Here is a 22,726-nt window from a genome sequence, read left to right on the forward strand (position 1 = left end):
GTTGTTTTCCTGTCTGCCTGAATCAACCGGCCTTGCGGCGCAGATAGACCCCGGCTTCCATATGATGGGTCCAGGGGAACTGGTCGAACAGGGCGAAACGGGCGATTTCGTGGGTTTCCCCCAGCACGGCCATGTTGGCCTGCAGTGTCTCGGGGTTGCAGGAGATGTAGAGGATGTTGTCGTACTCCTGCACCAGCTTGACGGTGGCATCGTCGAGACCGGCGCGGGGCGGGTCGACGAAGATGGTGTTGCACTGGTAGCTCTTGAGGTCGACCCCCTTGAGGCGGTTGAACTCCCGTTCACCACGCATCGCCATGGTGAACTCCTCGGCCGACATACGCAGGATGATCAGGTTGTCGACGCCGTTGGCGGCGATGTTGAACTGGGCGGAGTCGACGCTCGGCTTGGCGATTTCGGTGGCCAGCACCTTGCGGAAGTTCTGCGCCAGCGCGATGGAGAAGTTGCCATTGCCGCAATAGAGCTCCAGCAGATCCCCTTCGCTCCCCTTGGTCACATCCAGCGCCCAGGCCAGCATCTGCTCGTTGATGGCGGCGTTGGGCTGGGTGAAGCTGTTCTCCACCTGCTTGTAGATGAGCTGGCGACCCGCCACGTTGAGCTGTTCGATGACGAAGTCATCCCCCAGACAGATCTTCTGCTTGTGGGCGCGGCCAATCAGCTGTAGCTCGAACCCCTTGGCGCGCAGATCTGCCTGCAGCGCTTCGGCGGCTTGTCGCCATTCGGCCTCCAGCTTGCGGTGATAGAGCAGGCTGACAATGATCTGGCCGGACTGGGTGGAGAGGTAGTCAATCTGGAACAGTTTGCGGCGCAGCACCGGATGTGGGCGCAGCCCCTCCAGCAGCAGCGGCATCAACTGGTTGATGAGGCGGCTGGCGGTGGGGAAGTGGTCTATCTTGATGATCTCTTTAGTCGCCGGGGCATACATGCAGTGGAAGAGGTCATCCCCTTCGTGCCAGATGCGAAATTCGGCGCGCATCCGGTAGTACTCCGCCGGTGAGCTGTGCACTTCCAGCGCCGGGAGGGTGAAGCCGGCAAACAGCTCGGTGAGGCGAGCGCGCTTTTCGTCGAGTTGGGCCTGATAGTCGGCCGCGGTTCTAGGCGCCGGAGCGTTCGCGGAAGGCTGTTGGGATTGGGTCATAAATACCTCACATGCACACCGGCCGGGCCGGGTCGAAATCGGGGGAAGGCAACAGGCCACCCAAAGGGGCCCGATTTTAAAAGCCAGCCGCAGATTGTCCAGCATTTTGTGGTTAAGAAGTGTTCAGTCAGGCCGATAGCTGATCTACAGGCATGGTGGGAGGACACATTATGCAGATCGAAGGCGTGGGCGCAGCCCAACCCAAGGGAGTGGGTGTTTCTCCCAAATCGCCCCAACAGGCGGAGCCGAAACAGGTCAAGAGCGAGGAAGAGGTCTCCTTGCACAAGCCGCCCAAGTGGGCGCAGGTGCTGATCCAGCAGGCGCTGCAGTTTTCGCTGGAGATTAACGGCCAGGGCTATCAGGCTCCCAAAATGAAGGAGCCCGAAGAGATCACTCCGGAGACCCTGTTCGACTTCCAGTCGGTGGCGGACAACGTGTTGCAGTTCGTGACCGGGCGGCTTGGTGCCGCGCGGGCCGATGGTAAATCCGATGACGACCTGACCGGGATGATGGAACAGGCCCGCAAGGGGATCGAAAATGGTTTTGGCGAGGCAAAAAAACAGCTCGGCAAGTGGGCGACCGACAACGAGGATATCAAGACCGGTATCGATCAGAGCTACAAGCTGATCCAGAAGGGGCTCGAGGAGTTCGAGAAGGAGTTCTTCGGCAAGGTCTCCCCGACCGACATGGGGCAGGCCGAGATGGCCAGCCGCCAGCAGGGCTATCTGGAAATCCAGACCAAGGATGGCGACAAGGTGGTGCTGCGCTTCAACGACAGCTGGCAGACCAAGTCCCAGAAGGATGAGAGCGGCAGTCAGTTCAGCCTCAAATCGAGTCAGAGCTTCAGCTTCTCACTGGAGGGGGATCTCAACAGCGACGAGATGGAGTCCATCGGCAAGCTGGTCAAGGGGATCGACGAGCTGGCGGGGAACTTCTTCTCCGGCAACTTCGAGGATCTGCTGGATAAGGCGAATGAACTGAAGCTGGACGACAGTCAGCTGGCCTCCTATTCCCTCAAACTCAAGCAGAGCGTCAAGTTGAGCCAGACCTATCAGGGGGCCAGCTCCCTGCAGGATCTGCTCAAGCCGTTTGCCGACTATCTGCCCAAGCTGGATCAGGTACAGAAGCAGGCAGATACCCTGCTGCCGGAGTCCCAGCAACAGGCGCTGACCCCGGCAGTGCTGGCCGCTCGCGGTCAGAGCGATCCGGCACAGATCAGCAGCTTCACCAACTTCAACCAGCGCATGCTGGAGGCGCTGCGGATGATCGGCCAGTTCCAGCCGTCCACCGAGCCCGCCAGTAAGAACGCCTGAGCCACAGCGCGTAACGCAAGTAATGAGCTGCCGTTTGCCAGCCCTTCCCGGGGCTGGCAAACTGGCCTTTTCTCCAATCCGGTTGCCCCATGAACCCCAAGAAGCCAAGAGACAAGCGCGAGCTCTGCTACCCCTTTATCTTTGAAAGCTCGCTCAAATGTGATTTTGAAATCGCCACCGACGAGCTCTGTTGTCAGGTTGGGGCCGTGCTGTCACACCTTGCGCCGGATGCGGATACCCGGCCCGTGATGGCGGATCTCGCGGCGTTGCAGCGGCTTATCTACAACCTCAACGGCTCGGTACGCGGCAAGCTGGGGATCTTCGACGCAGATCTTGAGTGGCTCAAGGCCCGTTACGACCACTACAACGAGGCAAGTCGCGGTAGCGTCACCGGTTTTGTGCTGCCACAGGGGCCGCAGCCCATTCCAACCCTCCATCTTTGCCGCTGTGGCAGCAAGAAGGTGGTGCGGCTGCTGGTGCGGCTGGAAGAGAGCGAGGTGGCCTTCGATCCCATTCTCTATCGCTTCGCTAACCTGCTGGCCAACTTCTTCTTCGTGCTCACCGTCTACCTCAAGCAGCGCTGGCAGGTGCCGGAAGTACCCTACGTCAGCATCAATTACTGATGTCGGCAGGCAAAGAGCCGAACGCCATGGTGGATTGAACGGAATAAAAAACCGGAGCCTTGGACTCCGGTTTTGTTTTTCAGCGCGTAAGTTGTTCGCTCAGCTGGAGATCAGTACCCGGGCCGAGTTGGCCGGGATGGTGAGCTGCAATTCGCCTTGTACTACTTCGAACTTTTCGCCGTTGAAGACGTCTGTGAAGCGGCTGGCCGGGCTCGCGGTCTGCCACAGGGGCAGGCTGATGGTGCGCGGCTCGCTCGGGTGACGGTTGCAGGCCACCACCACCTGATCGCTTTGCAGGGTACGGGCGAACACATAGCTGTGGGGCCCGGCGTAGAGGGTCTGGATATCGCCACGGCGCAGGGAGGGGCGCTGGCGGCGGATCTGGATCAGCCGACGATAGTGGTCGTGCAGCACGTGATCCCAATCAGTGGTATCCCACGGGAAGCAGCGGCGGCAGTCCGGATCGTTGCCGCCGGAGAGCCCTACTTCATCGCCGTAGTAGATGGAGGGCACACCGATATAGGTGAGCAGCAGGGTGGCGGCCAGCTGCATCCGCTGCTTGTCTTCACCCAGCAGGTGGAGGAAGCGGGCGGTATCGTGGCTGTCCAGCAGGTTGAACTGGGCCAGCTGGTTCTTGAACGGGATATGGGCCCGCGCCAGCTTGAGCCAGCGATCCAGCTCTTCGGCGCTGATCTTGATGGGATGGTAGGCGATATCCTGCCCCGCAAGGAAGGCGCGGATCGGGTGAGCGAAGCCGTAGTAGTTCATGGCGCCGTCCTCCTGATCCCCTTGCAGCCACTGGCTCGCCTCGAAGAAGTGTTCGCCGAGCACATAGGCATCCGGGTTCTCCTGCTTCACTGCCCCGCGAATGGCGCGCACGTGACTGCGGTTACCCTCGGCGGTGCCGCGCTCCCCCAGCATGTGGATGACGTCAAAGCGCCAGCCGTCGATCTGGTAGGGGGCGCGCATCCAGTAACGGAGGATGGCGTCGTCGGCCCGATAGACGGCGTCCTGTACCTTCTCGCAGGAGAAGTCGAGCTTGGGCAGGCTGCGAATGCCCTTCCAGCTGACGTAATCCCCTTCTTTGTCAAAGGTGTAGAAGCTGCGCCACGGGGAGTCCGGGTTGCTCTGGGCTCCCAGTGGCGGGCAGAACCAGGGGTGTTCGGTAGAGGTGTGGTTGACCACCGCATCGAGGATGATCTTCATGCCGCGCTGGTGCAGGTTGCGGGTCAGCTCGGCGAACTGCTCGTTGCTGCCGAGATGGGCATCCACCTTGAAGTAGTTCTGGGTGTCGTACTTGTGGTTGCTCGGTGAATCGAAGATTGGGTTGAGGTAGAGCGCCGTCACCCCGAGGGATTGCAGGTAGTGCAGCTTGGCATCGATCCCCGCCAGATCCCCACCATAGAATTCGCAGGCGCCGTGGCCCTCTTCGTGACGGCTGACCGGCTCGCCCCACGCCTTGCTGATCACAGCCTTGCCACGGTACTCGTACTCGTGATGCTTGACGCTGAGGGACGGATCACCGTTGCAGAAGCGGTCGGGAAAGATCTGGTAGAACACCTGATCCTGCACCCAGGCCGGTGGCTGGTGCAGGCTGTTGAAGCGAAAATGCTGCTCCCGTGGCGGCATGGACGCGCTGACACCCGCCCCGTGCAGCCACCACTGTTCCTCGTCGGTGAGGCACTTGAAGCTGTAGAGGTGGATATCCTGTCCTTTGCTGAGCGGCAGTGTCCCTTGCCACACCTGTAGCCGGTCGCGAGTCGAGATCGCCGTCATCGGGATCAGGTACTCCTCGTTATCCGGCTCGTGGCGCAGCCACACCTCGCGGATTGGCGAATCCAGCTCGCTAAAGAGGGTCAATTGCAGTGCGTCGGCGCTCTCTTTGAACCAGGGCGCCACCTGGGGATGAAACAGAAACGGATGGGTCATGATGCTTATTGAGTCAGAAGATCGGCAAGGGCATTACCCTGTTCATGCAGTGTTTCGAGCTGGCCTGCCAGCGACTTGGGATCCAGTCCCAACTGGTCGGCGAGCGGTTTCGGGAAGCGGGCGATGATGGCCTGGGCAGGCACGCCCGCGTTCCAGGCGAAGGAGATAAAGACCGCCAGACGGATCAGCACCGCCTCCTTGCTGACCGGATCGTGGGAGAGCGGGTCAAGCTGCTGGGAGATGGCATCGACGAAGGCCTCGGAGAGGTTCCAGCGCCGCGCCAGCTCGGCACCAAGCTGGGCATAGTCATAGCCCAGCATCTCGCGCTGGGCCTCGACCCGGCTGCTACCGTTCTGGATCGCCATGTTGATGAGCTCGGCCTCTTCCGGCAATGTGCTCTGGATAAGCAGCTCGCCGATGTTGTGGATCAACGCGCAGGTGAAGGCGGTCTCGGGGTCGAGCACCTTGGCCTCTTGGGCCAGGGTTCGGGCTATGGTGGCGACCTGGAAGGTCTCGGTCCAGAACTTGTTCTTGTCGAAGCTGGGCGGGGCCTTGAAGGTGCCGATGATGCCGGAGGCGACCACCACGGAGCGAAGCCGGTTGAAGCCGAGCCGGATCACCGCCTGTTCGATGGAGGTCACTTCGTTGCCCCGGCGCAGGGCAGCCGAGTTGGCCATCCGCAGCACCTTGACGCTGATCACCTGATCCATGGCGATCTTGGCCGCAATCTCGTCGATGCGGGCATTTTCGTCGTTGAAGCTCTGCATCAACTCGTGCAGCAGCTTGGGAATAGTGGGAAGTTGTTTGATCTTGTCAAACAGGCGATCCATCGACATGGCTGAGGCAGCCTCCATTGCGAACTCTGCCTCATATTGTGCCACAGCCGGACAACATGTTCCTGTTTGTGATGCGGCTTTGTGAGCGTTAGAACACCCAGTCGCGCAAGGTGTATTCCAAACGGTGCTGTTTGCCTTGCAGGATCAGGCTCTGGCTGGTGCCGCTCAAGGTCGCCCCCTCGGTAAGGGTGGTCAGTACGGCCTGTTCTATGGTGTCCAGCGGCGGCATACAGGCCATTTCAGTACTGCCCAGACTGGTGACCCACAGCTTGTCATCTTCCAGATGGCCCTGACCGAAATAGCGGTTGCAGCCAGCGATGCCGTTGACGGTGAAGTGTTCGCCGATCTCGAAATCGGGGGGATTATCGCGGGGGGCCTCGATCGGTTCGCCATCCAGTTTGCTCAGAACCCAGTGGTGGTGTTGCAGATCTTGCTGAACAAAGGCGGTCGAGCTGCAGCCAGCGAGTAGTAACAGGGGGATCAGCAACAAAAAGGGCAATCTGGGCATGAGGGGGGCTCCGGTTGGGGGAGCGTCAAGAATACCCTTTTTGGGCAGTCGGGAGCAGGGCGGGAGAGGGGGCGACCGACCGCTTTTGTCGTCCCTTGTCCCGCACGACTGTCGCTTAATGGCAACACACGGGTGATGTTGCCATCAATTTACGCTATCTCAGGGATCAGTTGGTGAATAGGCGCTCGGCATAACGGGCGAGACCGGCGGCCACCGAGCCGAAGTCATCGCCACCCTCAAGCGGGATGGACGGGAGCTTCTGGCGGATAAAGCTGGCGATCAGCGGCGAGCGGGCGCTACCACCGGTGACGAAGATGCGATCCGGCTGCACACTGGCGGCGGCAATTGCTTCGTCCATCAGCTCGCCAATCTTCTCCAGCAGCAGGGCCGAGGCGTTGGCCAGCTGTTCGCGGGTCAGTTCCGCTTCCAGCCCTTTTTCCAGCTCGGCCAGCGACTGGCGATTGAGTTCCTGCTCCGAGAGGGCGATCTTGCCCTGCTCGGCACGCCATACCAGCTGGTGGCTCAGCTTGTGGGCCCGCAGGCTGGCCAGACGCCCCAGCTTGCTGCCGGGCTGGCTGTCGAGCTGCAGATCCTGCAGCTGGCGGGCGGTGTCGAGGCTGTAGAAGCGGCTCTGGGCGCTGACGTCGTTGATGGCGGCCGCATCCCAGAACAGCGGGTGGGGCAGCGGCTTGCCGGTCTTGAGGGTCTCGTGCATGCCGAGCAGCGGCATCATCCCCTCCACCGTCAGGCGGATATCGAAGTCGTTGCCGCCGATCCGCTGGCCGCTGTGGCCGAGCAGATCGCCGCTGCGATCCAGCTGATCGCGGTAACTCGGGCCCATCCGCAGCATGGAGCAGTCGGTGGTACCGCCGCCGATATCCACCACCAGTACCACGGCGTCTTCTGTGAGGCGCGCCTCGAATTCAAACCCGGCGGCCACCGGCTCATAGAGGAACTCCACCTGCTCGAAACCGGCCAGACGGGCCGCCTCGGTCAGGATGGCGATAGCTTGCTGGTTGCTCTCTTCCCCCGCCAGACCCTGGAAGTTGACCGGTCGGCCGATCACCGCCTGGCGGATCGGGGCGCCGAGCTGCTGCTCCGCCTGCTGGCGAACGTGGAGCATCATGGCGCAGACGATATCTTCGAACAGGGCGATCTGGGGGGCTTTGAGACCATAGGCGCCGAGGAAGGATTTTGGCGACTTGATGTAGTAGCCGTCGTCCGGCTCTTCCAGATAGCGCTCCAGCGCGGCAGCACCAAAGCTCAGCTCGTCGATCAGTCCCTCTTCGCGCATCTGGCGGCGAACCATCTGGGCGCGGGTGACCACGGGGCCACGCAGCTTGAGGTACTCCGCCTGCTGGGCGGGGGCCAGCCCTTCGGCCAACAGACCGGCGATAGCATCCCGGTGGGGCGCATGCAGGGTGGAGGGGAGATAGCGGGATGCGCCAAGATTCAGCAGCCTGGGGCTACCTTGTTCCATCACGGCCACGGCACAGTTGGAGGTGCCGTAATCAAATCCGATAAACATGGGCGCCAGACTCCTGAATAAAAAGGGGGGCTAGCCTACCCGAAGGCGCCGGGTCTCACAACCCGGCGCGTGACGAAGAGAGGGCGAGCCCTTATTCCACTTCGTTGTCGCAGCGGCCCTGGCTCTCGATGGCGCGGATATTGCCGAGGGTGGTATCGGCGATGGCGTGCAGCGCCTCGCGGGTCAGGAACGCCTGATGGCCGGTGAACAGCACGTTGTGGCAGGCAGACAGGCGGCGGAACACGTCATCGGTGATCACCTCGTTGGACTTGTCGGAAAAGAAGAGATCCTCTTCCTCCTCGTAGACGTCCAGCCCCAGTGCGCCGATACGGGAGGTCTTGAGTGCCTCGATGGCCGCGTTGGAGTCGAGCAGGCCGCCACGACTGGTGTTTATGATCATCACCCCGTCCTTCATCTTGGCGAACGCCTCCTTGTTCAACAGGTGGTAGTTCTCTTTGAACAGCGGGCAGTGCAGGCTGATGATATCGGATTGGCGGAACAGGGTATCGAGATCCACATACTCGGCTCCCAGCTCGATGGCTGCCGGATTCTGGTAAGGATCGTTGACCAGCAGGCGAACCCCGAACCCCTTGAGGATGCGCAGGGCGGCCAGACCGATCTTGCCGGTGCCGATGACGCCGACCGTCTTGCCATGCATGTTGAAGCCGACCAGCCCTTCCAGCGAGAAGTTGGCGTCGCGGGTGCGCTGATAAGCCTTATGGATGCGGCGGTTGAGGCACATCATCATGCCGACAGCATGCTCGGCGGTCGCCTCGGGGGAGTAGGCGGGCACTCGTACCACTTTCAGCCCCAGCTCTTTGGCGGCGGCCAGATCCACGTTGTTGTAACCGGCGCAGCGCAGGGCGATCACCTCGGTGCCGTTGGCAGCCAGTTCGGTCAATACCTCGCGGTCGGCATCGTCATTGACGAACAGACACACCACTGGGAAGCCGTGAGCCAGTCGGGCAGTTTTGGCCTCCAGCCGCACATCGAAAAACTCCAGGTCGAAGCCGTACTGGCTGTTGGCCTGGTTGAAATGCTCTTTGTCATAGCTCTTGGTACTGAATACGGCGACTTTCATGGTATGTGCTCCGCAGCGTGTGTGTCGTCAAATTACAACAAAATGGGTCAGCTATCACCGGACAAACCGGCTGGTTATTGTCCCCACGGCATAATGGGAACGGCGCTGACTGCACTCTTGTACGAACCATCCACCAGTTTGGTGCTGTAGGTCAGGTAAACCAGTGCATTACGTTTCTTGTCGTAAAAACGCACCACTTTCTGCTCCTTGAACACCAGCGAGGTGCTGACATCGAACACCTCTTCTCCCGCCTTCAGCTTTTCGGGCAGGGTGATGGGGCCGATCTGGTGGCACGACAGGGAGGCGTGGGAGGGATCTTCCGCCAGTCCCAGCCCGCCTTTTACACCACCTGTCTTGGGGCGCGCCAGATAGCAGGCGACGCCGTCGATGCGCGGGTCGTCGAACGCCTCCACCAGGATCTTGTGGTTGGGGCCAAACAGCTTGAAGGCGGTGCTCACTTCACCGACTGGGTCGGCCTTGTCGGCCAGTGCCGGGCCGGCAAACAGGGCCCCCAGCAGCAGGGGCAGGGCGCGGCGAAGGGCATTATGTCGCGTGTGGTTATGTGTCATGGTCTCTCCTGTTGGCCCGGCACTCCTCAATAGGGAATGCCCAGGCGACGATAGAGGCTGGCAAGCACCCAGGCGGGGCCTATCAGCAGAAATTGCAGGTCGGCGAGGAAGGAGGGGCGCTTGCCCTCGATCTTGTGGCCGACAAACTGGGCTATCCAGAGAATTACGAACGCCGCTACCGCGGGCCACAGCAGCGGCCCCTGCCATTGGTGGCAGATCCACAATCCCAGCGCGGTCAGCCCGGCCATCCCCGCGAACAGCGAAAACGACAGTTGCAGATAGAACAGCTGCACCGGAATGGCTGCCACTGCCGCCCAGTTGAGGGGCTCTGGCAAGGGCCCGTGTGGCAGACACCAGAGCAGCGCCAGCGAGCAGAGATAGGTGCCCGGCACTGCCAGCTTGTGGATGGCGACGTTTATCGGATGGCGATGGCTCTGGCCGTACTCCGCAAACCACTCCTGGATTCCCTTCATGGCACCTCCCTGGCGCACTGTGTTCTCGCTGCCTGACCTTCGTGGTCAGGCGCTCGGGATGCTTATCCCTGCGGTGGATACTCCCAATATTGGGCCGGAATGGATTTTAGCAACGGGGTCATATCCGGATTGGGCAGGGCGATGGTGACCCGTTGATCGAGGTTGGCGCTGGCAAGCGCTTCACGGATCTTGGGGTTTTCATGGAAGAACTTCATAAAGCTACCATCGGCATAGGCCCGCTCCAGCCCGGTCTGAATCGCTTTGGCCAGCTTGGGGTATTCGGGGCTGACGAAGAAGAACTGGGCGAAGGGGTAGCGGATCAGCAGGTGCTGCTCGATGGCGAGGTTGGGATACTGCGCCACCAGCTCGCTGCGCTCCGCGAAGATCTCCACCATGGCGCGCGGGAAAAAGTCCAGCTTGTCGCCGTCGTTGATGAGGCGAAACAGATTGCTGTAGCGACCGGAGTAGGTCGGGATGCCAGCATTTTCGAGCACCTTGTTGTCGGCCCAGCCGACCCCTTGCGCCGCTTTCATTTGTTTCAGGTCAGCCAGGGTATTGATTTGGTTGAATTTCTCCTGAGCATCGGCGTGGATGAACGACAGCCGCAATCCTTCCAGCCCGCGAAACAGCGGAATGGGGATGGCAATCAGGGAGGATTCGAGTGCGCTGGAGGTGCCCATCCAGAAGACGTTGATGGTCTTGCCCTTGCTCAGCTGTTGCTGGAGGGTGAACTGGTTGAGGTCGAGTTCGACAGGCTGGATGCGAAAGGGTTGTCCGGAGCGGGTCAGCGCCAGTTCCAGCAGTTTGAGCTGGTACTCCTGATCAAGATTGTTGACGGGACGACTGGGAACCTTGACCGTCAGAACCTGTGCTTGTGCCAGCAGTGGCAGGCACAAACACAGTTTGATGAGCCATTTCACTCTCTATTCTCCTGTAGATTCCGGAAGGTGTCCGGAGTCTAACAGAACTTGTCACCATCTTGCTGCGAGGCGTTGTGCAAGGTTTGAGCGCAGGCCCTGCCTTGGTGGCGTCTGTTGCACCAGAATGGTGACGGTTCTTCGAAGAATCAGGCGACGCGGCGGAACACGTGGGTATCGTTAAATTCCTTGGTGCTCTGGCATTCGACGCAGAAACGGGACTCGGGACGAGCTTGCAGCCGCTTGAGAGAGATCTCGTCACCGCAAGATTCACAGTAACCGAAATCTCCATCGTTCATTCGCTTCAATGCACCCCTCAGCTTGCGCAGGTGCAGCTTGTCGTGCTCGATGCGGTTCAGCTCCAGACGGCGGGCTTCCTCGATACTGGCACGGTCAATTTCATCGGCCATCTCGTTGGTGTCGGTGGCGATGGCCTGGCTGGCCTGGGAGTTCAGGCGCTCTTCGAGCTCGGCGATCTGCCGCTCGATCTGCCCCTTGTAAAAGGCCAGTTGGTCTTCAGTCATGAAATCACACATACGATTTACTACCAGTCAGTTTACTAACCCAATTATCCCTGTTTATGGGGGCTGTCTGCCTGCAGACCAAGCCCTTCTCGTCTGATTTGCACCGTTTTCATGCAAGAGAGTGCAAATCAGGGCGGGCCTTGTACCAAAAAAAAGCAGCCAAGCAAAGCAAATAGGACAGGGATTGTGCGCCTTTGCAAAAAAATGGCCCCTTTAGCGGCTGATCTGACGGGATCTGACATCTGGTTTTGGCCGGTTGGCACCGGCTTTGCACTGGGGAGAGGCGAGGCCACGAGTGTTTAGTATTTGGTGCCGACTTGGTCATTATATGCGCCGTTATTTATAGTTTTTTAAACACCACTGCTTGACATTACCCCTGATAGCGGGCTTTTATGGTGGTGTTGATTACAATTTGATAACAAGGGTGTTCCATATATTAGACACCCTTGCCAATGGCAACCGTAGAGTCGGGGTTTAACATGGACAGTATCAAGGGCTGGATGGAGAGCAATCGCATCACGGAAGTGGAGTGTCTCTTCCCTGATTTCACCGGCAACGCCCGGGGCAAGATCATCCCAGCCAACAAGTTTTTGCGAGAAGGGGGCATGCGTCTGCCCGAGGTGATCTTCACCCAGACAGTGACCGGCGAATATCCGGATGACGACAGCATGATCGATCCGCTGGAGCGGGACATGCAGCTCTATCCTGACCCCAACACCATCCGTTTCGTCCCTTGGGCGCTGGAACCTACCGCTCAGGTTATCCATGACTGTTACGACGTCAACGGCAAGCTGATCGACATCGCGCCGCGCTCCGTGCTGCGTCGGGTTCTGTCATTTTACGAGGCGCAGGGCTGGAAGCCGGTGGTGGCGCCCGAGCTGGAGTTTTATCTGGTTACCCGCAACGAAGACCCCGACTATCCGCTGATGCCGCCGGTAGGGCGCAACGGCCGTCCCGAGACAGCTCGCCAGTCCTTCAGTATCGATGCGGTCAACGAGTTCGATCCCATCTTCGAAGACATGTATGACTACTGCGAAGCGCAGGAGCTGGAGGTGGATACCCTGATCCACGAGTCCGGTGCCGCCCAGATGGAGATCAACTTCCTGCACGGGGATGCCATCGATCTGGCGGATCAGGTGTTCCTTTTCAAGCGCACCATGCGTGAGGCGGCCCATCGCCACGGCATCTACGCCACCTTTATGGCCAAGCCGATGAGCAACGAGCCGGGCTCCGCCATGCACATCCACCAGAGTCTGGAGGATATGAACGGTCGAAATCTGTTCGGTACCCCGGATGGCGGCAACTCCGAACTCTTCATGCATTTCATCGCAGGTCTGCAGAAGTACACCCCGGCGGTGACAGCCCTGCTGGCTCCCAATGTCAACTCCTACCGCCGCCTCACCTTCGGTGAGAGCGCGCCACGCAACGTCCAGTGGGGTGTCGAGAACCGCACCTGTGGTCTGCGGGTACCCTTCTCCGACCCGAGTGCCCGCCGGGTGGAGAACCGCTTCGCCGGTGCCGATGCCAACCCCTATCTGGCGCTGGCCGCCACCCTGGCGTGCGGCTATCTCGGCATGATGGAGAAGCTGGAGCCCATGCAGGAGATGAAATCCAGCGCCTACGACCTGCCCTACAGTCTGCCCCGCTCGCTGGAGGAGGCGCTCAGCCATCTCGAACAGTGCGATCCCATCAAGGAGATGTTGGGGGAGCGCTTTACACGCGCCTTTGTCGCGGTCAAACGCAAAGAGTACGAGACCTACTTCGGGGTGATCAGCCGCTGGGAGCGAGAGTTCCTGCTGCTGAACGTCTGACCCGGATGCGTGCCGGCCACGCATCGTCCGAATCGGGGAGGCAGGCTGCCTCCCCTGCCTGTAACCGGTAATACGGGATGGAGGAGTGCCTCCGCCTGCGGATGGTTGTGAGCGGAAGTTGGCTCGCCACCGCTCTGGTTGCATGGTTGATAACAGTTTTTGGCTCGAATTGAAGGATGTGAGGAGCAGGCCATGCCGCAGTCCACGCGAAAGTGGCGGTGATTGCGGGAGTGGCAGCCTTCCTGATGATTGACGAACAGAACCAGCTAAATCGAAGGAACCGAGGAGCTAACAATGCAACAGACTACCCGTGAGTGGCAGCAGCAGGATGCCAGCCACCACCTGCACCCCTTTACCGACTTTCAGGCTCTGAACAAGAAGGGCAGCCGTATCATCACCAAAGCCAGTGGCGTCTATCTGGAAGACTCCGAAGGCAAGCGCATTCTGGACGGCATGGCGGGGCTCTGGTGCGTCAATATGGGCTATGGTCGGCAGGAGCTGGTGGATGCCGCCACCCGTCAGATGCAGCAGTTGCCCTACTACAACCTCTTCTTCCAGACCACGCACCCGCCGGTGATCGAGCTGGCCACCTTGCTGGCCGAAGTGACGCCATCCCATCTCAACCATGTATTCTTTACCGGCTCCGGCTCCGAGTGCAACGACACCGTGCTGCGGATGGTGCGCCACTACTGGGCCAGCAAGGGGCAACCGGAAAAACAGGTGATCATCAGCCGCCACAACGCCTATCACGGCTCCACAGTGGCGGGGGCGAGTCTGGGTGGCATGAAAGGGATGCATGCCCAGGGTGGTCTGCCCATTCCCGGCATAGTGCACATCGACCAGCCTTATCACTTCGGTGAGGGGCAGGGGATGAGTGCCCACGAGTTCGGGCTGGAGCGGGCCCGTCAACTGGAGCAGAAGATTCTGGAGCTGGGGGTGGAGAAGGTGGCCGCCTTTATCGGCGAGCCGATCCAGGGGGCGGGCGGTGTCATCATTCCGCCTGACAGCTACTGGCCGGAGATCCAGCGCATCTGCGATCACTACGGCATTTTGCTGATAGCCGACGAGGTGATCTGCGGCTTTGGCCGTACCGGCCACTGGTTTGCCAGCGAAGGGTTTGGCATCAAGCCGGATCTGATGTGTCTGGCCAAGGGGATTACCTCCGGTTATATGCCGCTCGGCGCTGTGATGGTGAGTGACCGGGTTGCCAAGGGGCTGGTGGAAGAGGGGGGCGAGTTCAACCACGGCTTCACCTACTCTGGCCATCCGGTCTCTTGCGCGGTGGCGGTGGCCAATATCCAGCTTATGCAAAAGGAGAGCATAGTTAAGCGAGTGCATGATACCATCGGCCCCTATTTGCAGCGCCGCTGGGCAGAGCTGGCTGACCACCCGCTGGTGGGTGAAACCCGTGGCCGCGGGCTGGTCGCCGCCCTGGAAATCGTCCAGGACAAGCAGACCAACCGGCGTTTCCCGGCCCATGCCAATGCCGGGATGACTTGCCGGGAATTCTGTTTTAACAATGGCTTGGTGATGAGGGCGGTAGGCGATACCATGATCATATCGCCCCCCTTGGTGATCACCGAGGAACAGGTTGATGAATTGGTCAAGCTAGCCAGGCTCAGTCTGGATCTGACGGCTGCAAAGCTGAAGGGATAGCTGCCGCCAGGCAGGTTGGCATGCGCATACAATTTGCTTAGGAGACAAGGATGATGTCTTTCAAAACGGGAGTGATCGCTGCCTCTGTGGCTCTGGTCATGGCAAGTGCCGGAGCAATGGCTGAAGAGAAGGTGTTGCACGTCTACAACTGGAGCGACTATATCGCCCCGGATACCCTGGAAAACTTCCAGAAGGAGACGGGCATCAAGGTGGTTTATGACGTGTTTGACAGCAACGAGGTACTGGAAGCCAAGTTGCTGGCTGGTAAATCCGGCTACGACATCGTGGTGCCGTCCAACCCCTTCCTGGCCAAACAGATCAGGGCTGGCGTGTTCCAGAAGCTGGACAAGTCCAAGCTCTCCAACTGGCAAAATATGGATACCGACCTGCTCAAGGCGCTCGACCCGAGCGATCCGGGCAACCAGTACTCCATCCCCTATCTGTGGGGCACCATCGGTTATGCCTACAATGCCGAGAAGGTGAAGGCCGTACTGGGGGCCGATGCGCCGCTCAACTCCTGGGATCTGGTGTTCAAGCCGGAGAACATGGCCAAGCTGAAGGAGTGCGGCGTCTCCTTCCTCGACTCGCCGACCGAAATGTTACCGGCCGCCCTGCAATATCTGGGCTTCAAACCGGATAGCCAGAAGCCGGACGAGCTGAAGAAGGCCGAGGAGCTGTTCCTCTCCATCCGTCCCTATACCGCCTATTTCCACTCCTCCAAGTACATCTCGGATCTGGCCAACGGCAACTTGTGTGTTGCTGTCGGTTACTCCATGGATTTGCAGCAGTCCAAGGCGCGGGCGGCGGAAGCCAAAAATGGCGTGGCACTGACCTACACCATTCCGAAAGAGGGGGCTGGCAGCTTCTTTGACATGATCGCCATCCCGGCGGATGCCAAGAACGTCGAGGCGGCCCACACCTTCATCAACTATCTGATGAAGCCCGACGTGATCGCCAACATTACCAATCAGGTGCAGGCGCCTAACGGCAACAAGGCGGCGACCCCGCTGGTTGACGAGGCGATCCGTACCGATCCGGGGGTTTATCCGGACTCTGCAACCTTGCAGAAGATCTACACCTTCCCGGATCTGCCGGCCAAGGTGCAGCGTCTGATGACCCGCAGCTGGACCAAGATCAAGTCCGGTAAGTAAGTAACGAATACCCCTCCCGGTCCGCAGTTCGGCCGGGAGGGTAGTGATGCCATCCATCCGGATGGGCCGCGCGAATGGATGCGCAGACGGTCAACCACTGAACAGGAGAACTGACACCGTGAATACAACCAGATTGCTAACCATAGCGCTGACCATGGGATTGGCGAATGCAGTCCAGGCAGCCCCTGTGCTCCATTTCTACAACTGGTCTGACTATATCGGCGAGACCACCCTCAGCGATTTCCAGCAGGAGACCGGGATCAAGACCGTCTATGACGTGTTTGACTCCAACGAGACCCTGGAAGGCAAGTTGCTGACGGGGCGGACTGGTTACGATTTGGTGGTGCCCTCCAATAATTTCCTGGCCAAGCAGATCAAGGCGGGAGCCTTCCAGAAACTGGATAAATCCCTGCTGCCCAATCTGGCCAACCTGGATCCCGTGCTGCTCAAGCAGCTCGACAAGGTGGATCCGGGTCATCAGTACGCGGTGCCCTATCTGTGGGGGACCAACGGCATCGGCTACAACGTCGACAAAATCAAGGCGGTGCTGGGAGTCGACAAGATTGACTCCTGGGCCACCATCTTCGAACCGGAAAATATGGAGAAGCTCTCCCGTTGCGGCGTCGCCTTCCTCGACTCTGCCGATGAGATGATCCCTGCAGCCCTCAACTACCTCGGGCTCGATCCCAACAGTCATGCGACGGGGGATATCAAGCAGGCCGAGGCGCTGCTGCTCAAGGTGCGCCCCTATGTGGCCTACTTCCACTCCTCCAAATACATCGGCGATCTCGCCAATGGCGACATCTGCGTGGCGGCCGGTTTTTCCGGCGACATCCTGCAAGCCGCTGCCCGCGCCGATGAAGCTGGCAAGGGGGTGAAAATTGCCTACAGCATTCCGAAAGAGGGGGGAAATCTCTGGTTCGACATGATGGCGATTCCGTCCGATGCCACCAATGTCAAAGAGGCGCACGCTCTCATCAACTATGTCCTGCAGCCCGAAGTGATCGCCAAGGTCAGCGACTATGTGGGCTACGCGAATCCCAACTCAAGGGCGGGCGAGTTTATGGATGAGGCGGTGCGCAACAATGAGGAGGTTTATCCCCCTCAGGCCGTGCTGGAGCGACTCTATGTGCAGGAAGCACATCCCCGCTCGGTACAGCGTCTAATCACCCGGAGTTGGACCAAGATCAAGTCCGGTACCTAACCTTGGTGCCCGTTCGGGGGCGCCAAATCGCTTTTATGGATCGGCCGCAAGGCTGGTATCACGTTGGGGAGTTTGGTAATGGCGATAGCCTCCAGTGCCTACAAGAAAGCCCTCGAGGGCAGTCAGCAGCGCAAAGAAGTGCTGGTGAAAATTGATCGGGTAAGCAAGCAGTTCGACGAAACGCTGGCGGTCGATAACGTATCTCTCAATATTCACAAGGGGGAGATCTTCGCCCTGCTCGGCGGGTCCGGTTCCGGCAAATCGACCCTGCTGCGGATGCTGGCCGGTTTCGAGCGCCCGACCGAGGGGCGGCTGTTCCTCGACGGGGTCGATATCACCGACATGCCTCCCTATGAACGCCCCATCAACATGATGTTCCAGTCCTACGCCCTGTTCCCCCATATGACGGTGGCCCAGAACATCGCCTTTGGCCTCAAGCAGGATGGCCTGCCCAAGGCCGAGATCGATGCCCGGGTGGAGGAGATGCTCAAGCTTGTGCAGATGACCCAGTATGCCCGTCGCAAACCGCATCAACTCTCCGGTGGCCAGCGCCAGCGGGTGGCGTTGGCTCGCTCGCTAGCCAAGCGTCCCAAGTTGCTGCTGCTGGATGAACCCATGGGGGCGCTCGACAAGAAGCTGCGTTCCAAGATGCAGCTGGAGCTGGTAGAGATCATCGAGCGGGTCGGGGTTACCTGCGTCATGGTGACCCACGATCAGGAAGAGGCCATGACCATGGCGGAGCGGATCGCCATCATGCACCTCGGCTGCATCGAGCAGATCGGCAGCCCGATGGATATCTACGAGACCCCAGCCAGTCGGCTGGTGTGCGAGTTCATCGGTAACGTCAACCTGTTTGACGGCCTGCTGGTGGAGGATGAGCAGGACCACGCCACCATCGCCTGCGCCGACTTGGAACAGCCCATCTATGTGGGCCACGGCATCAGCTCCCGCGCCGAGAACAAGAAGGTGACCTATGCCCTGCGGCCGGAAAAACTGCTGATGAGTCTGCAAAAACCGGAGGAGATCGAGCACCCGGACTTCAACTGGACCAAGGGTGAGGTCTATGACATCGCCTATCTGGGCGGTCACTCGGTTTATCACATCCAGCTGCCCTCGGGCAAAATCGTTCAGGCTTTCATCGCCAATGCCGAACGCCACGGCAAGCGGCCAACCTGGGATGACCAGGTATTCCTCTACTGGGAAGATGACAGCGGCGTGGTGCTGCAATCATGAAGTTCTTGCAACGACTGAAGCGGGTCGGGGGGCGCCGACTGGTGATTGGCATCCCCTTCTTCTGGCTGTTCCTCTTCTTCCTGCTGCCCTTCGTCATCGTGGTGAAGATCAGTTTTGCGGAAGCGGATGTGGCGATCCCGCCCTACACCGACGTGGTGAGCTGGGCCGACAATCAGCTCACCATCCTGCTCAATATGGGCAACTACCTGCTGCTGCAGGAGGATGAGCTCTATATCGCGGCCTATCTGGGCTCCCTCAAGATGGCCTTCGTCAGCACTTTGCTCTGCCTGCTGATTGGCTATCCGATGGCCTACTCCATCGCCCGGGCCAACAAGGAGACCCAGACCGTTCTGCTGCTGCTGATCATGATGCCGACCTGGACCGCCATTCTGATCCGGGTCTATGCGTGGATGGGGATCCTCAGCAACAACGGCCTGCTCAACAGCGTCTTGCTGGGGATCGGGGTGATCGACGAGCCGCTGCAGATCCTCAACACCAACCTGGCGGTCTATATCGGCATCGTTTACTCCTATCTGCCCTTCATGGTGCTGCCGCTCTACGCCAATCTGGTCAAACACGATCAGAGCCTGCTGGAGGCGGCCTCCGACCTGGGGGCCCGCAACCTGACCCGTTTCTGGCAGATCACGGTGCCGCTCTCCAAAAACGGCATTATCGCCGGCTGCATGCTGGTGTTCATTCCGGTGGTGGGGGAGTTCGTTATCCCGGAAATGCTGGGCGGCCCGGAGACCCTGATGATCGGCAAGGTGCTGTGGCAGGAGTTCTTCAACAACCGCGACTGGCCGGTTGCCTCTGCGTTGGCGGTAGTGATGCTGGCGGTGCTGATTATTCCGATCATCCTCTTCAACCGTAACCAGGCCAAAGAGCTGGAGGGCAAGGCATGATGAGACGTTTCGGTTTTGCCAAGCTGATGCTCTGGCTTGGGCTGCTGTTTATCTACCTGCCCATGATCATCATGGTGATCTACTCCTTCAACGCCTCCAAGCTGGTGACGGTGTGGGGCGGGTGGTCGCTCAAGTGGTATTTCGGCCTGCTTGATAACAAGCAGCTGATCGGGTCTGTGTTCCGCTCGCTGGAGATCGCCTTCTACACCGCGATCGCCGCGGTGGCGCTGGGGACGGTGGCGGCCTTCGTGCTGACCCGAATTCCCCACTTCCGTGGTCGCACCCTGTTCGGCGGCATGGTGACGGCGCCGCTGGTGATGCCCGAGGTGATCACCGGTTTGTCGCTGCTGCTGCTGTTCGTGGCGATGGCCCAGCTGGTGGGCTGGCCCGCCGAGCGGGGCATGTTGACCATCTGGATCGCCCACACTACCTTCTGTACCGCCTACGTGGCGATCGTGGTGTCGGCGCGGTTGCGGGAGCTGGATCTCTCCATCGAGGAGGCGGCGATGGATCTTGGCGCCAAGCCGTGGAAGGTGTTCTTCCTGATCACCATCCCGATGATTGCCCCCTCGCTGGCGGCAGGCGGCATGATGTCGTTTGCCCTGTCGCTGGATGATCTGGTGCTGGCGAGCTTCGTCTCCGGCCCGGGCTCCACTACCTTGCCGATGGAGGTCTTCTCGGCGGTACGGCTCGGGGTGAAACCCGAGATCAACGCTGTAGCCAGCCTGATCCTGCTGTCGGTATCGCTCTTTACCTTCGGCAGCTGGTATCTGATGGCCAGGGCGGAGAAGCGCCGTCGCGCCGAGATAGCCATGACCACCCAGATGCAGGCCGTCGTCTGACGCCATGATAAGATCCGCCTACTCTCGTCAACCTGGAGGATGAGTATGCGGATCTCCCTTTTTAGCGGTCGTGGCACCGAGCTGGTGCCCGGCCTCACCAGTGCCATTCACAAGCAACCGATCTCTGCACCAGTTCGCTGTACCTTTGCCGGTCTGGAAGGGGATGAGCAGTGTGACCTGCGCCACCACGGTGGCCCGGATCGGGCGCTCCACTACTATCCGGTCGATCACTATCTCTGGTGGCAGACCTGGCAAACCGCGCTGAGCTTGCCTGCGCCACGTACAGCCTGGCAACCTGCCGCCTTTGGCGAGAACCTCTCCGGTCTCGGGCTGACCGAGGCGCAAGCCTGCATTGGCGATGTCTATCGACTCGGCGACGCGCTGATCCAGATAAGTCAGCCAAGATCCCCCTGCTTCAAGCTCAACCAGCGCTTTGGCTATGGCCAGATGTCCCAGGTGATGCAGCTAAATGGCCGTTGTGGCTGGCTGCTGCGGGTGCTGGAGGAGGGCATGATCGCGCCTGACAGGGCCATGGAGCTGGTAGACAGACCCTATCCCGAACTGACGGTGAAGCGCACGGCGGATATCCTGTTCAATCAGGTGCGCAATGAAGCTGATCTGCTGATGTTGCTGGAGAATCCGGCCCTCTCCCCCAACTGGCGCCAGCATGCAGCCGACTGGCTGGAGCATGGCACTGTGGCTGACTGGCAGCGCCGTCTGCTGGGGCCGGCATCCCTGCGCCTGGCCTGACGGCCGGTTGCCGGAATGTCACCAGCTGGCTGCAGTCCGGTAAACGGGTGAAAAGAGTGCTGAATAGTTGAGCGAACAGCACTTTTTTTCCTGCAAAATGCAAAAAAGGCTTGTGTCAGGTCTGGGCTTTCGGTAAATTCCCGTCCCGCAGACATCGGTGTGTAGCGCAGCTTGGTAGCGCACTTCGTTCGGGACGAAGGGGTCGGAGGTTCGAATCCTCTCACACCGACCAAATTTGAAAAGGCCGCTCAATAGAGCGGCCTTTTTGCATTTTCCTTCCAGTTACTCGGTTTTTCATTAGCTGCTGACCTGTTACCTGGCCAAGTGATCTGACTTGATGTATGCAGGGTCGAAGCAAGCCCACAGACATTAAAAGGGCCACCGCTCGGTGGCCCATCGGTGGAGTCTGATCCTGACTCCGGCACTCTAGATTGTGGCAATCTCGCTATGGGTCTTGTCTATGGTGCCCTCCTTGCGCGCCAGGCGCTTACTCAGATATGCCAGTGCTGATGCCGCAAAGCCTTGAAACTGTGTTGAGGCAGCAAGGCCGCGTGCTTGGGGTACTCACTAATGAAATGTTCTATTCCCTCCATCAGTTGTGCACGTAATGAAATAACGGGCTCATGCCAGGCTTGCAGGCATAGATGGCCGGGGATCAACTGCTCCTGATAATCTTCCAGCAGCTGTTCTGGCCAGGGTTCAATACCGGAATTGCGTTGCAGCAAATAGTGGGCGGCGGGTTCACGGGCATAAATGAACTGAATTTGGGCCAGATCGCGTTGGCATAGCGTTTGACTGTTGATATGACAGGTCAAATATTTTCCCGTTTTCAGATCCAGAAAGTGACCGCGTTGCCGACAGGGAACGATGCGATACCAAGGCAGGGGTGAGGAGAGAGAATACCCCTCAAGCTCCTGTTCCAACCAGTGGCGACACTCGGGTGTCTGCACCTCGTCGAGCATGGACTCGAGCTGTGTCAACAAGGCTCTGGATGGTTTGATGGCCAGTTTCGCACTCATCGCCTGCAATCCTCCCTCTGCACACAATCCCGACTATCAGTATGGACCTTGTTCGGCCAGAGGGGGTAAGGAATCTAATGATTAAAAGTAGATTAGCCGCGTGGTTTTTATGCACTAACTTGGTTCAACCCACCAGATAGGTACCAGTGCCGAAGGCGATGTGGGTGCCCTCTTCGTTGTGCAGCTCCATCCGGGCGACGGCCACCTTGCTGCCAGCCCGGATGATGTGGGCGGTGGCGATAAACTCGTTGCCGCGTCCCGGGCGCAGGTAATCCACCCGCAGATCGATAGTGCCTAGGCGGGCGAAGCGCTCCTTGAGATAGCTGGGGGAGAACTCCTCCAGCTCGTCGATGCAGGAGGCGGCGACGATCATGCCACCCGCCACATCCAGCAGCGTGGCGGTGACGCCGCCGTGCAGGATGTTGTGGAAAGGGTTGCCGATCAGCTTCTCATCCATCTTGATGCGCAGCTCCACCTTGTCGAAGTCGTAGTGGGTCACCTGCATGCCGATCAGCTTGTTGAAGGGCATCTTCTCGGCAAACAGGTTGGCAATGCCACTGAGCGCCATCTTCTTGAGCATCTGTTTCATTCTCTGATCCCAATCCTTGTCATCAAAGCCGAGTAAAAACTCCAGCCAGTCTGCAACAGTTCCTTAACAGTCGCAATGGCAGGTTTATTGTGGGCGGCGGCTGCTTTAGAAT

General features: G+C 59.5%; 22 protein-coding genes and 1 tRNA gene. 11 read left to right on the plus strand and 12 right to left on the minus strand.

Annotation, left to right across the window (positions count from 1 at the left end; all coding sequences use genetic code 11):
* Positions 1-22: 22 nt before the first annotated feature.
* Complete coding sequence (gene trmA, locus G5367_RS13830; RefSeq protein ID WP_421244465.1) at positions 23-1,156, minus strand: tRNA (uridine(54)-C5)-methyltransferase TrmA; 1,134 nt, start codon at positions 1,154-1,156, stop codon at positions 23-25.
* A 170-nt stretch (positions 1,157-1,326) separates the two neighbouring features.
* Here trmA and G5367_RS13835 point away from each other — a divergent pair, with 170 nt between their 5' ends.
* Together G5367_RS13835 and G5367_RS13840 are read left to right on the plus strand one after the other, a co-directional pair.
* Positions 1,327-2,469: a DUF5610 domain-containing protein gene (locus G5367_RS13835; protein ID WP_421244466.1), complete on the plus strand. Its 1,143-nt coding sequence runs from the start codon at positions 1,327-1,329 to the stop codon at positions 2,467-2,469.
* Between the two features lie 89 nt (positions 2,470-2,558).
* Positions 2,559-3,092, plus strand: a complete 534-nt coding sequence (locus G5367_RS13840; protein ID WP_421244467.1) for an ATP--cob(I)alamin adenosyltransferase — start codon at positions 2,559-2,561, stop codon at positions 3,090-3,092.
* Positions 3,093-3,191: 99 nt separating this feature from the next.
* On the opposite strand, the gene malZ is transcribed toward G5367_RS13840, so the two are convergent.
* The 9 genes from malZ to G5367_RS13885 all read right to left on the minus strand — a co-directional run bounded on the left by malZ (position 3,192) and on the right by G5367_RS13885 (position 11,469).
* Positions 3,192-5,021, minus strand: a complete 1,830-nt coding sequence (gene malZ / locus G5367_RS13845; RefSeq protein ID WP_421244468.1) for a maltodextrin glucosidase — start codon at positions 5,019-5,021, stop codon at positions 3,192-3,194.
* Positions 5,022-5,026: 5 nt separating this feature from the next.
* Positions 5,027-5,875: an HDOD domain-containing protein gene (locus G5367_RS13850; RefSeq protein ID WP_005342597.1), complete on the minus strand. Its 849-nt coding sequence runs from the start codon at positions 5,873-5,875 to the stop codon at positions 5,027-5,029.
* 70 nt (positions 5,876-5,945) lie between these two features.
* Positions 5,946-6,365 carry an META domain-containing protein gene (locus tag G5367_RS13855; protein ID WP_421244469.1) on the minus strand — a complete coding sequence of 140 codons (420 nt, stop codon included), beginning with the start codon at positions 6,363-6,365 and terminating at the stop codon, positions 5,946-5,948.
* A gap of 166 nt (positions 6,366-6,531) precedes the next feature.
* A complete protein-coding gene (yegD, locus tag G5367_RS13860; protein WP_421244470.1) occupies positions 6,532-7,893 on the minus strand; it encodes a molecular chaperone in 1,362 nt (453 codons plus the stop codon).
* A 91-nt stretch (positions 7,894-7,984) separates the two neighbouring features.
* Positions 7,985-8,974 (minus strand): 2-hydroxyacid dehydrogenase, encoded by a 990-nt coding sequence (locus G5367_RS13865; protein ID WP_139739739.1) that lies wholly within the window; start codon positions 8,972-8,974, stop codon positions 7,985-7,987.
* A 74-nt stretch (positions 8,975-9,048) separates the two neighbouring features.
* On the minus strand, positions 9,049-9,543 hold the full coding sequence (locus G5367_RS13870; protein ID WP_005355485.1) for a CreA family protein: 495 nt from the start codon (positions 9,541-9,543) through the stop codon (positions 9,049-9,051).
* 26 nt (positions 9,544-9,569) lie between these two features.
* Complete coding sequence (locus tag G5367_RS13875; protein WP_421294510.1) at positions 9,570-10,016, minus strand: DUF962 domain-containing protein; 447 nt, start codon at positions 10,014-10,016, stop codon at positions 9,570-9,572.
* Between the two features lie 62 nt (positions 10,017-10,078).
* Entirely contained in the window at positions 10,079-10,936 is an 858-nt protein-coding gene (locus tag G5367_RS13880; protein WP_421244472.1) for a hypothetical protein, read from the minus strand.
* A gap of 146 nt (positions 10,937-11,082) precedes the next feature.
* Entirely contained in the window at positions 11,083-11,469 is a 387-nt protein-coding gene (locus tag G5367_RS13885; RefSeq protein ID WP_216952650.1) for a TraR/DksA family transcriptional regulator, read from the minus strand.
* 467 nt (positions 11,470-11,936) lie between these two features.
* Between G5367_RS13885 and G5367_RS13890 the strand changes: the two genes are divergently transcribed.
* The 9 genes from G5367_RS13890 (at position 11,937) to G5367_RS13930 (ending at position 21,238) form a co-directional block, all read left to right on the plus strand.
* The gene (locus tag G5367_RS13890) at positions 11,937-13,268 is read left to right on the plus strand and encodes a glutamine synthetase family protein (protein WP_337073699.1); all 1,332 of its coding nucleotides are present in this window, start codon (positions 11,937-11,939) and stop codon (positions 13,266-13,268) included.
* Positions 13,269-13,562: 294 nt separating this feature from the next.
* Positions 13,563-14,924 carry an aspartate aminotransferase family protein gene (locus tag G5367_RS13895; RefSeq protein ID WP_421231145.1) on the plus strand — a complete coding sequence of 454 codons (1,362 nt, stop codon included), beginning with the start codon at positions 13,563-13,565 and terminating at the stop codon, positions 14,922-14,924.
* A gap of 53 nt (positions 14,925-14,977) precedes the next feature.
* The gene (locus G5367_RS13900) at positions 14,978-16,075 is read left to right on the plus strand and encodes an extracellular solute-binding protein (protein WP_201937706.1); all 1,098 of its coding nucleotides are present in this window, start codon (positions 14,978-14,980) and stop codon (positions 16,073-16,075) included.
* Positions 16,076-16,193: 118 nt separating this feature from the next.
* The gene (locus tag G5367_RS13905; RefSeq protein ID WP_421244473.1) at positions 16,194-17,279 is read left to right on the plus strand and encodes a polyamine ABC transporter substrate-binding protein; all 1,086 of its coding nucleotides are present in this window, start codon (positions 16,194-16,196) and stop codon (positions 17,277-17,279) included.
* Between the two features lie 78 nt (positions 17,280-17,357).
* Entirely contained in the window at positions 17,358-18,512 is a 1,155-nt protein-coding gene (gene potA / locus G5367_RS13910) for a polyamine ABC transporter ATP-binding protein (RefSeq protein ID WP_005340704.1), read from the plus strand.
* Positions 18,509-19,414: an ABC transporter permease subunit gene (locus G5367_RS13915; protein WP_005340703.1), complete on the plus strand. Its 906-nt coding sequence runs from the start codon at positions 18,509-18,511 to the stop codon at positions 19,412-19,414. Before potA ends, G5367_RS13915 begins: the two co-directional genes overlap by 4 nt.
* The gene (locus tag G5367_RS13920) at positions 19,411-20,256 is read left to right on the plus strand and encodes an ABC transporter permease subunit (RefSeq protein WP_005340701.1); all 846 of its coding nucleotides are present in this window, start codon (positions 19,411-19,413) and stop codon (positions 20,254-20,256) included. The genes G5367_RS13915 and G5367_RS13920 overlap by 4 nt, the downstream gene beginning before the upstream one ends.
* 45 nt (positions 20,257-20,301) lie before the next feature.
* Positions 20,302-21,006, plus strand: a complete 705-nt coding sequence (locus G5367_RS13925; RefSeq protein ID WP_421244474.1) for an MOSC domain-containing protein — start codon at positions 20,302-20,304, stop codon at positions 21,004-21,006.
* Positions 21,007-21,161: 155 nt separating this feature from the next.
* Positions 21,162-21,238 (plus strand) — tRNA-Pro (locus G5367_RS13930).
* 259 nt (positions 21,239-21,497) lie between these two features.
* Here G5367_RS13930 and G5367_RS13935 read toward each other — a convergent pair.
* The gene (locus G5367_RS13935) at positions 21,498-22,025 is read right to left on the minus strand and encodes a hypothetical protein (protein WP_005356927.1); all 528 of its coding nucleotides are present in this window, start codon (positions 22,023-22,025) and stop codon (positions 21,498-21,500) included.
* A 124-nt stretch (positions 22,026-22,149) separates the two neighbouring features.
* The gene (locus G5367_RS13940) at positions 22,150-22,614 is read right to left on the minus strand and encodes a thioesterase family protein (RefSeq protein WP_005355465.1); all 465 of its coding nucleotides are present in this window, start codon (positions 22,612-22,614) and stop codon (positions 22,150-22,152) included.
* Between the last annotated feature and the right edge of the window lie 112 nt (positions 22,615-22,726).

Origin of the sequence: Aeromonas sp. 604282 (assembly GCF_049170575.1) — a bacterium.
GTDB lineage: Bacteria > Pseudomonadota > Gammaproteobacteria > Enterobacterales > Aeromonadaceae > Aeromonas > Aeromonas veronii_A.

Excerpts from the sequence above, each read along its gene's own strand:
- trmA (WP_421244465.1), bottom strand. The coding sequence starts at position 1,156 with ATGACCCAATCCCAACAGCCTTCCGCGAACGCTCCGGCGCCTAGAACC.
- G5367_RS13835 (WP_421244466.1), top strand. The coding sequence starts at position 1,327 with ATGCAGATCGAAGGCGTGGGCGCAGCCCAACCCAAGGGAGTGGGTGTT.
- G5367_RS13840 (WP_421244467.1), top strand. The coding sequence starts at position 2,559 with ATGAACCCCAAGAAGCCAAGAGACAAGCGCGAGCTCTGCTACCCCTTT.
- malZ (WP_421244468.1), bottom strand. The coding sequence starts at position 5,021 with ATGACCCATCCGTTTCTGTTTCATCCCCAGGTGGCGCCCTGGTTCAAA.
- G5367_RS13850 (WP_005342597.1), bottom strand. The coding sequence starts at position 5,875 with ATGGAGGCTGCCTCAGCCATGTCGATGGATCGCCTGTTTGACAAGATC.
- G5367_RS13855 (WP_421244469.1), bottom strand. The coding sequence starts at position 6,365 with ATGCCCAGATTGCCCTTTTTGTTGCTGATCCCCCTGTTACTACTCGCT.
- yegD (WP_421244470.1), bottom strand. The coding sequence starts at position 7,893 with ATGTTTATCGGATTTGATTACGGCACCTCCAACTGTGCCGTGGCCGTG.
- G5367_RS13865 (WP_139739739.1), bottom strand. The coding sequence starts at position 8,974 with ATGAAAGTCGCCGTATTCAGTACCAAGAGCTATGACAAAGAGCATTTC.
- G5367_RS13870 (WP_005355485.1), bottom strand. The coding sequence starts at position 9,543 with ATGACACATAACCACACGCGACATAATGCCCTTCGCCGCGCCCTGCCC.
- G5367_RS13875 (WP_421294510.1), bottom strand. The coding sequence starts at position 10,016 with ATGAAGGGAATCCAGGAGTGGTTTGCGGAGTACGGCCAGAGCCATCGC.
- G5367_RS13885 (WP_216952650.1), bottom strand. The coding sequence starts at position 11,469 with ATGTGTGATTTCATGACTGAAGACCAACTGGCCTTTTACAAGGGGCAG.
- G5367_RS13890 (WP_337073699.1), top strand. The coding sequence starts at position 11,937 with ATGGACAGTATCAAGGGCTGGATGGAGAGCAATCGCATCACGGAAGTG.
- G5367_RS13895 (WP_421231145.1), top strand. The coding sequence starts at position 13,563 with ATGCAACAGACTACCCGTGAGTGGCAGCAGCAGGATGCCAGCCACCAC.
- G5367_RS13900 (WP_201937706.1), top strand. The coding sequence starts at position 14,978 with ATGTCTTTCAAAACGGGAGTGATCGCTGCCTCTGTGGCTCTGGTCATG.
- potA (WP_005340704.1), top strand. The coding sequence starts at position 17,358 with ATGGCGATAGCCTCCAGTGCCTACAAGAAAGCCCTCGAGGGCAGTCAG.
- G5367_RS13915 (WP_005340703.1), top strand. The coding sequence starts at position 18,509 with ATGAAGTTCTTGCAACGACTGAAGCGGGTCGGGGGGCGCCGACTGGTG.
- G5367_RS13920 (WP_005340701.1), top strand. The coding sequence starts at position 19,411 with ATGATGAGACGTTTCGGTTTTGCCAAGCTGATGCTCTGGCTTGGGCTG.
- G5367_RS13925 (WP_421244474.1), top strand. The coding sequence starts at position 20,302 with ATGCGGATCTCCCTTTTTAGCGGTCGTGGCACCGAGCTGGTGCCCGGC.
- G5367_RS13935 (WP_005356927.1), bottom strand. The coding sequence starts at position 22,025 with ATGAGTGCGAAACTGGCCATCAAACCATCCAGAGCCTTGTTGACACAG.
- G5367_RS13940 (WP_005355465.1), bottom strand. The coding sequence starts at position 22,614 with ATGAAACAGATGCTCAAGAAGATGGCGCTCAGTGGCATTGCCAACCTG.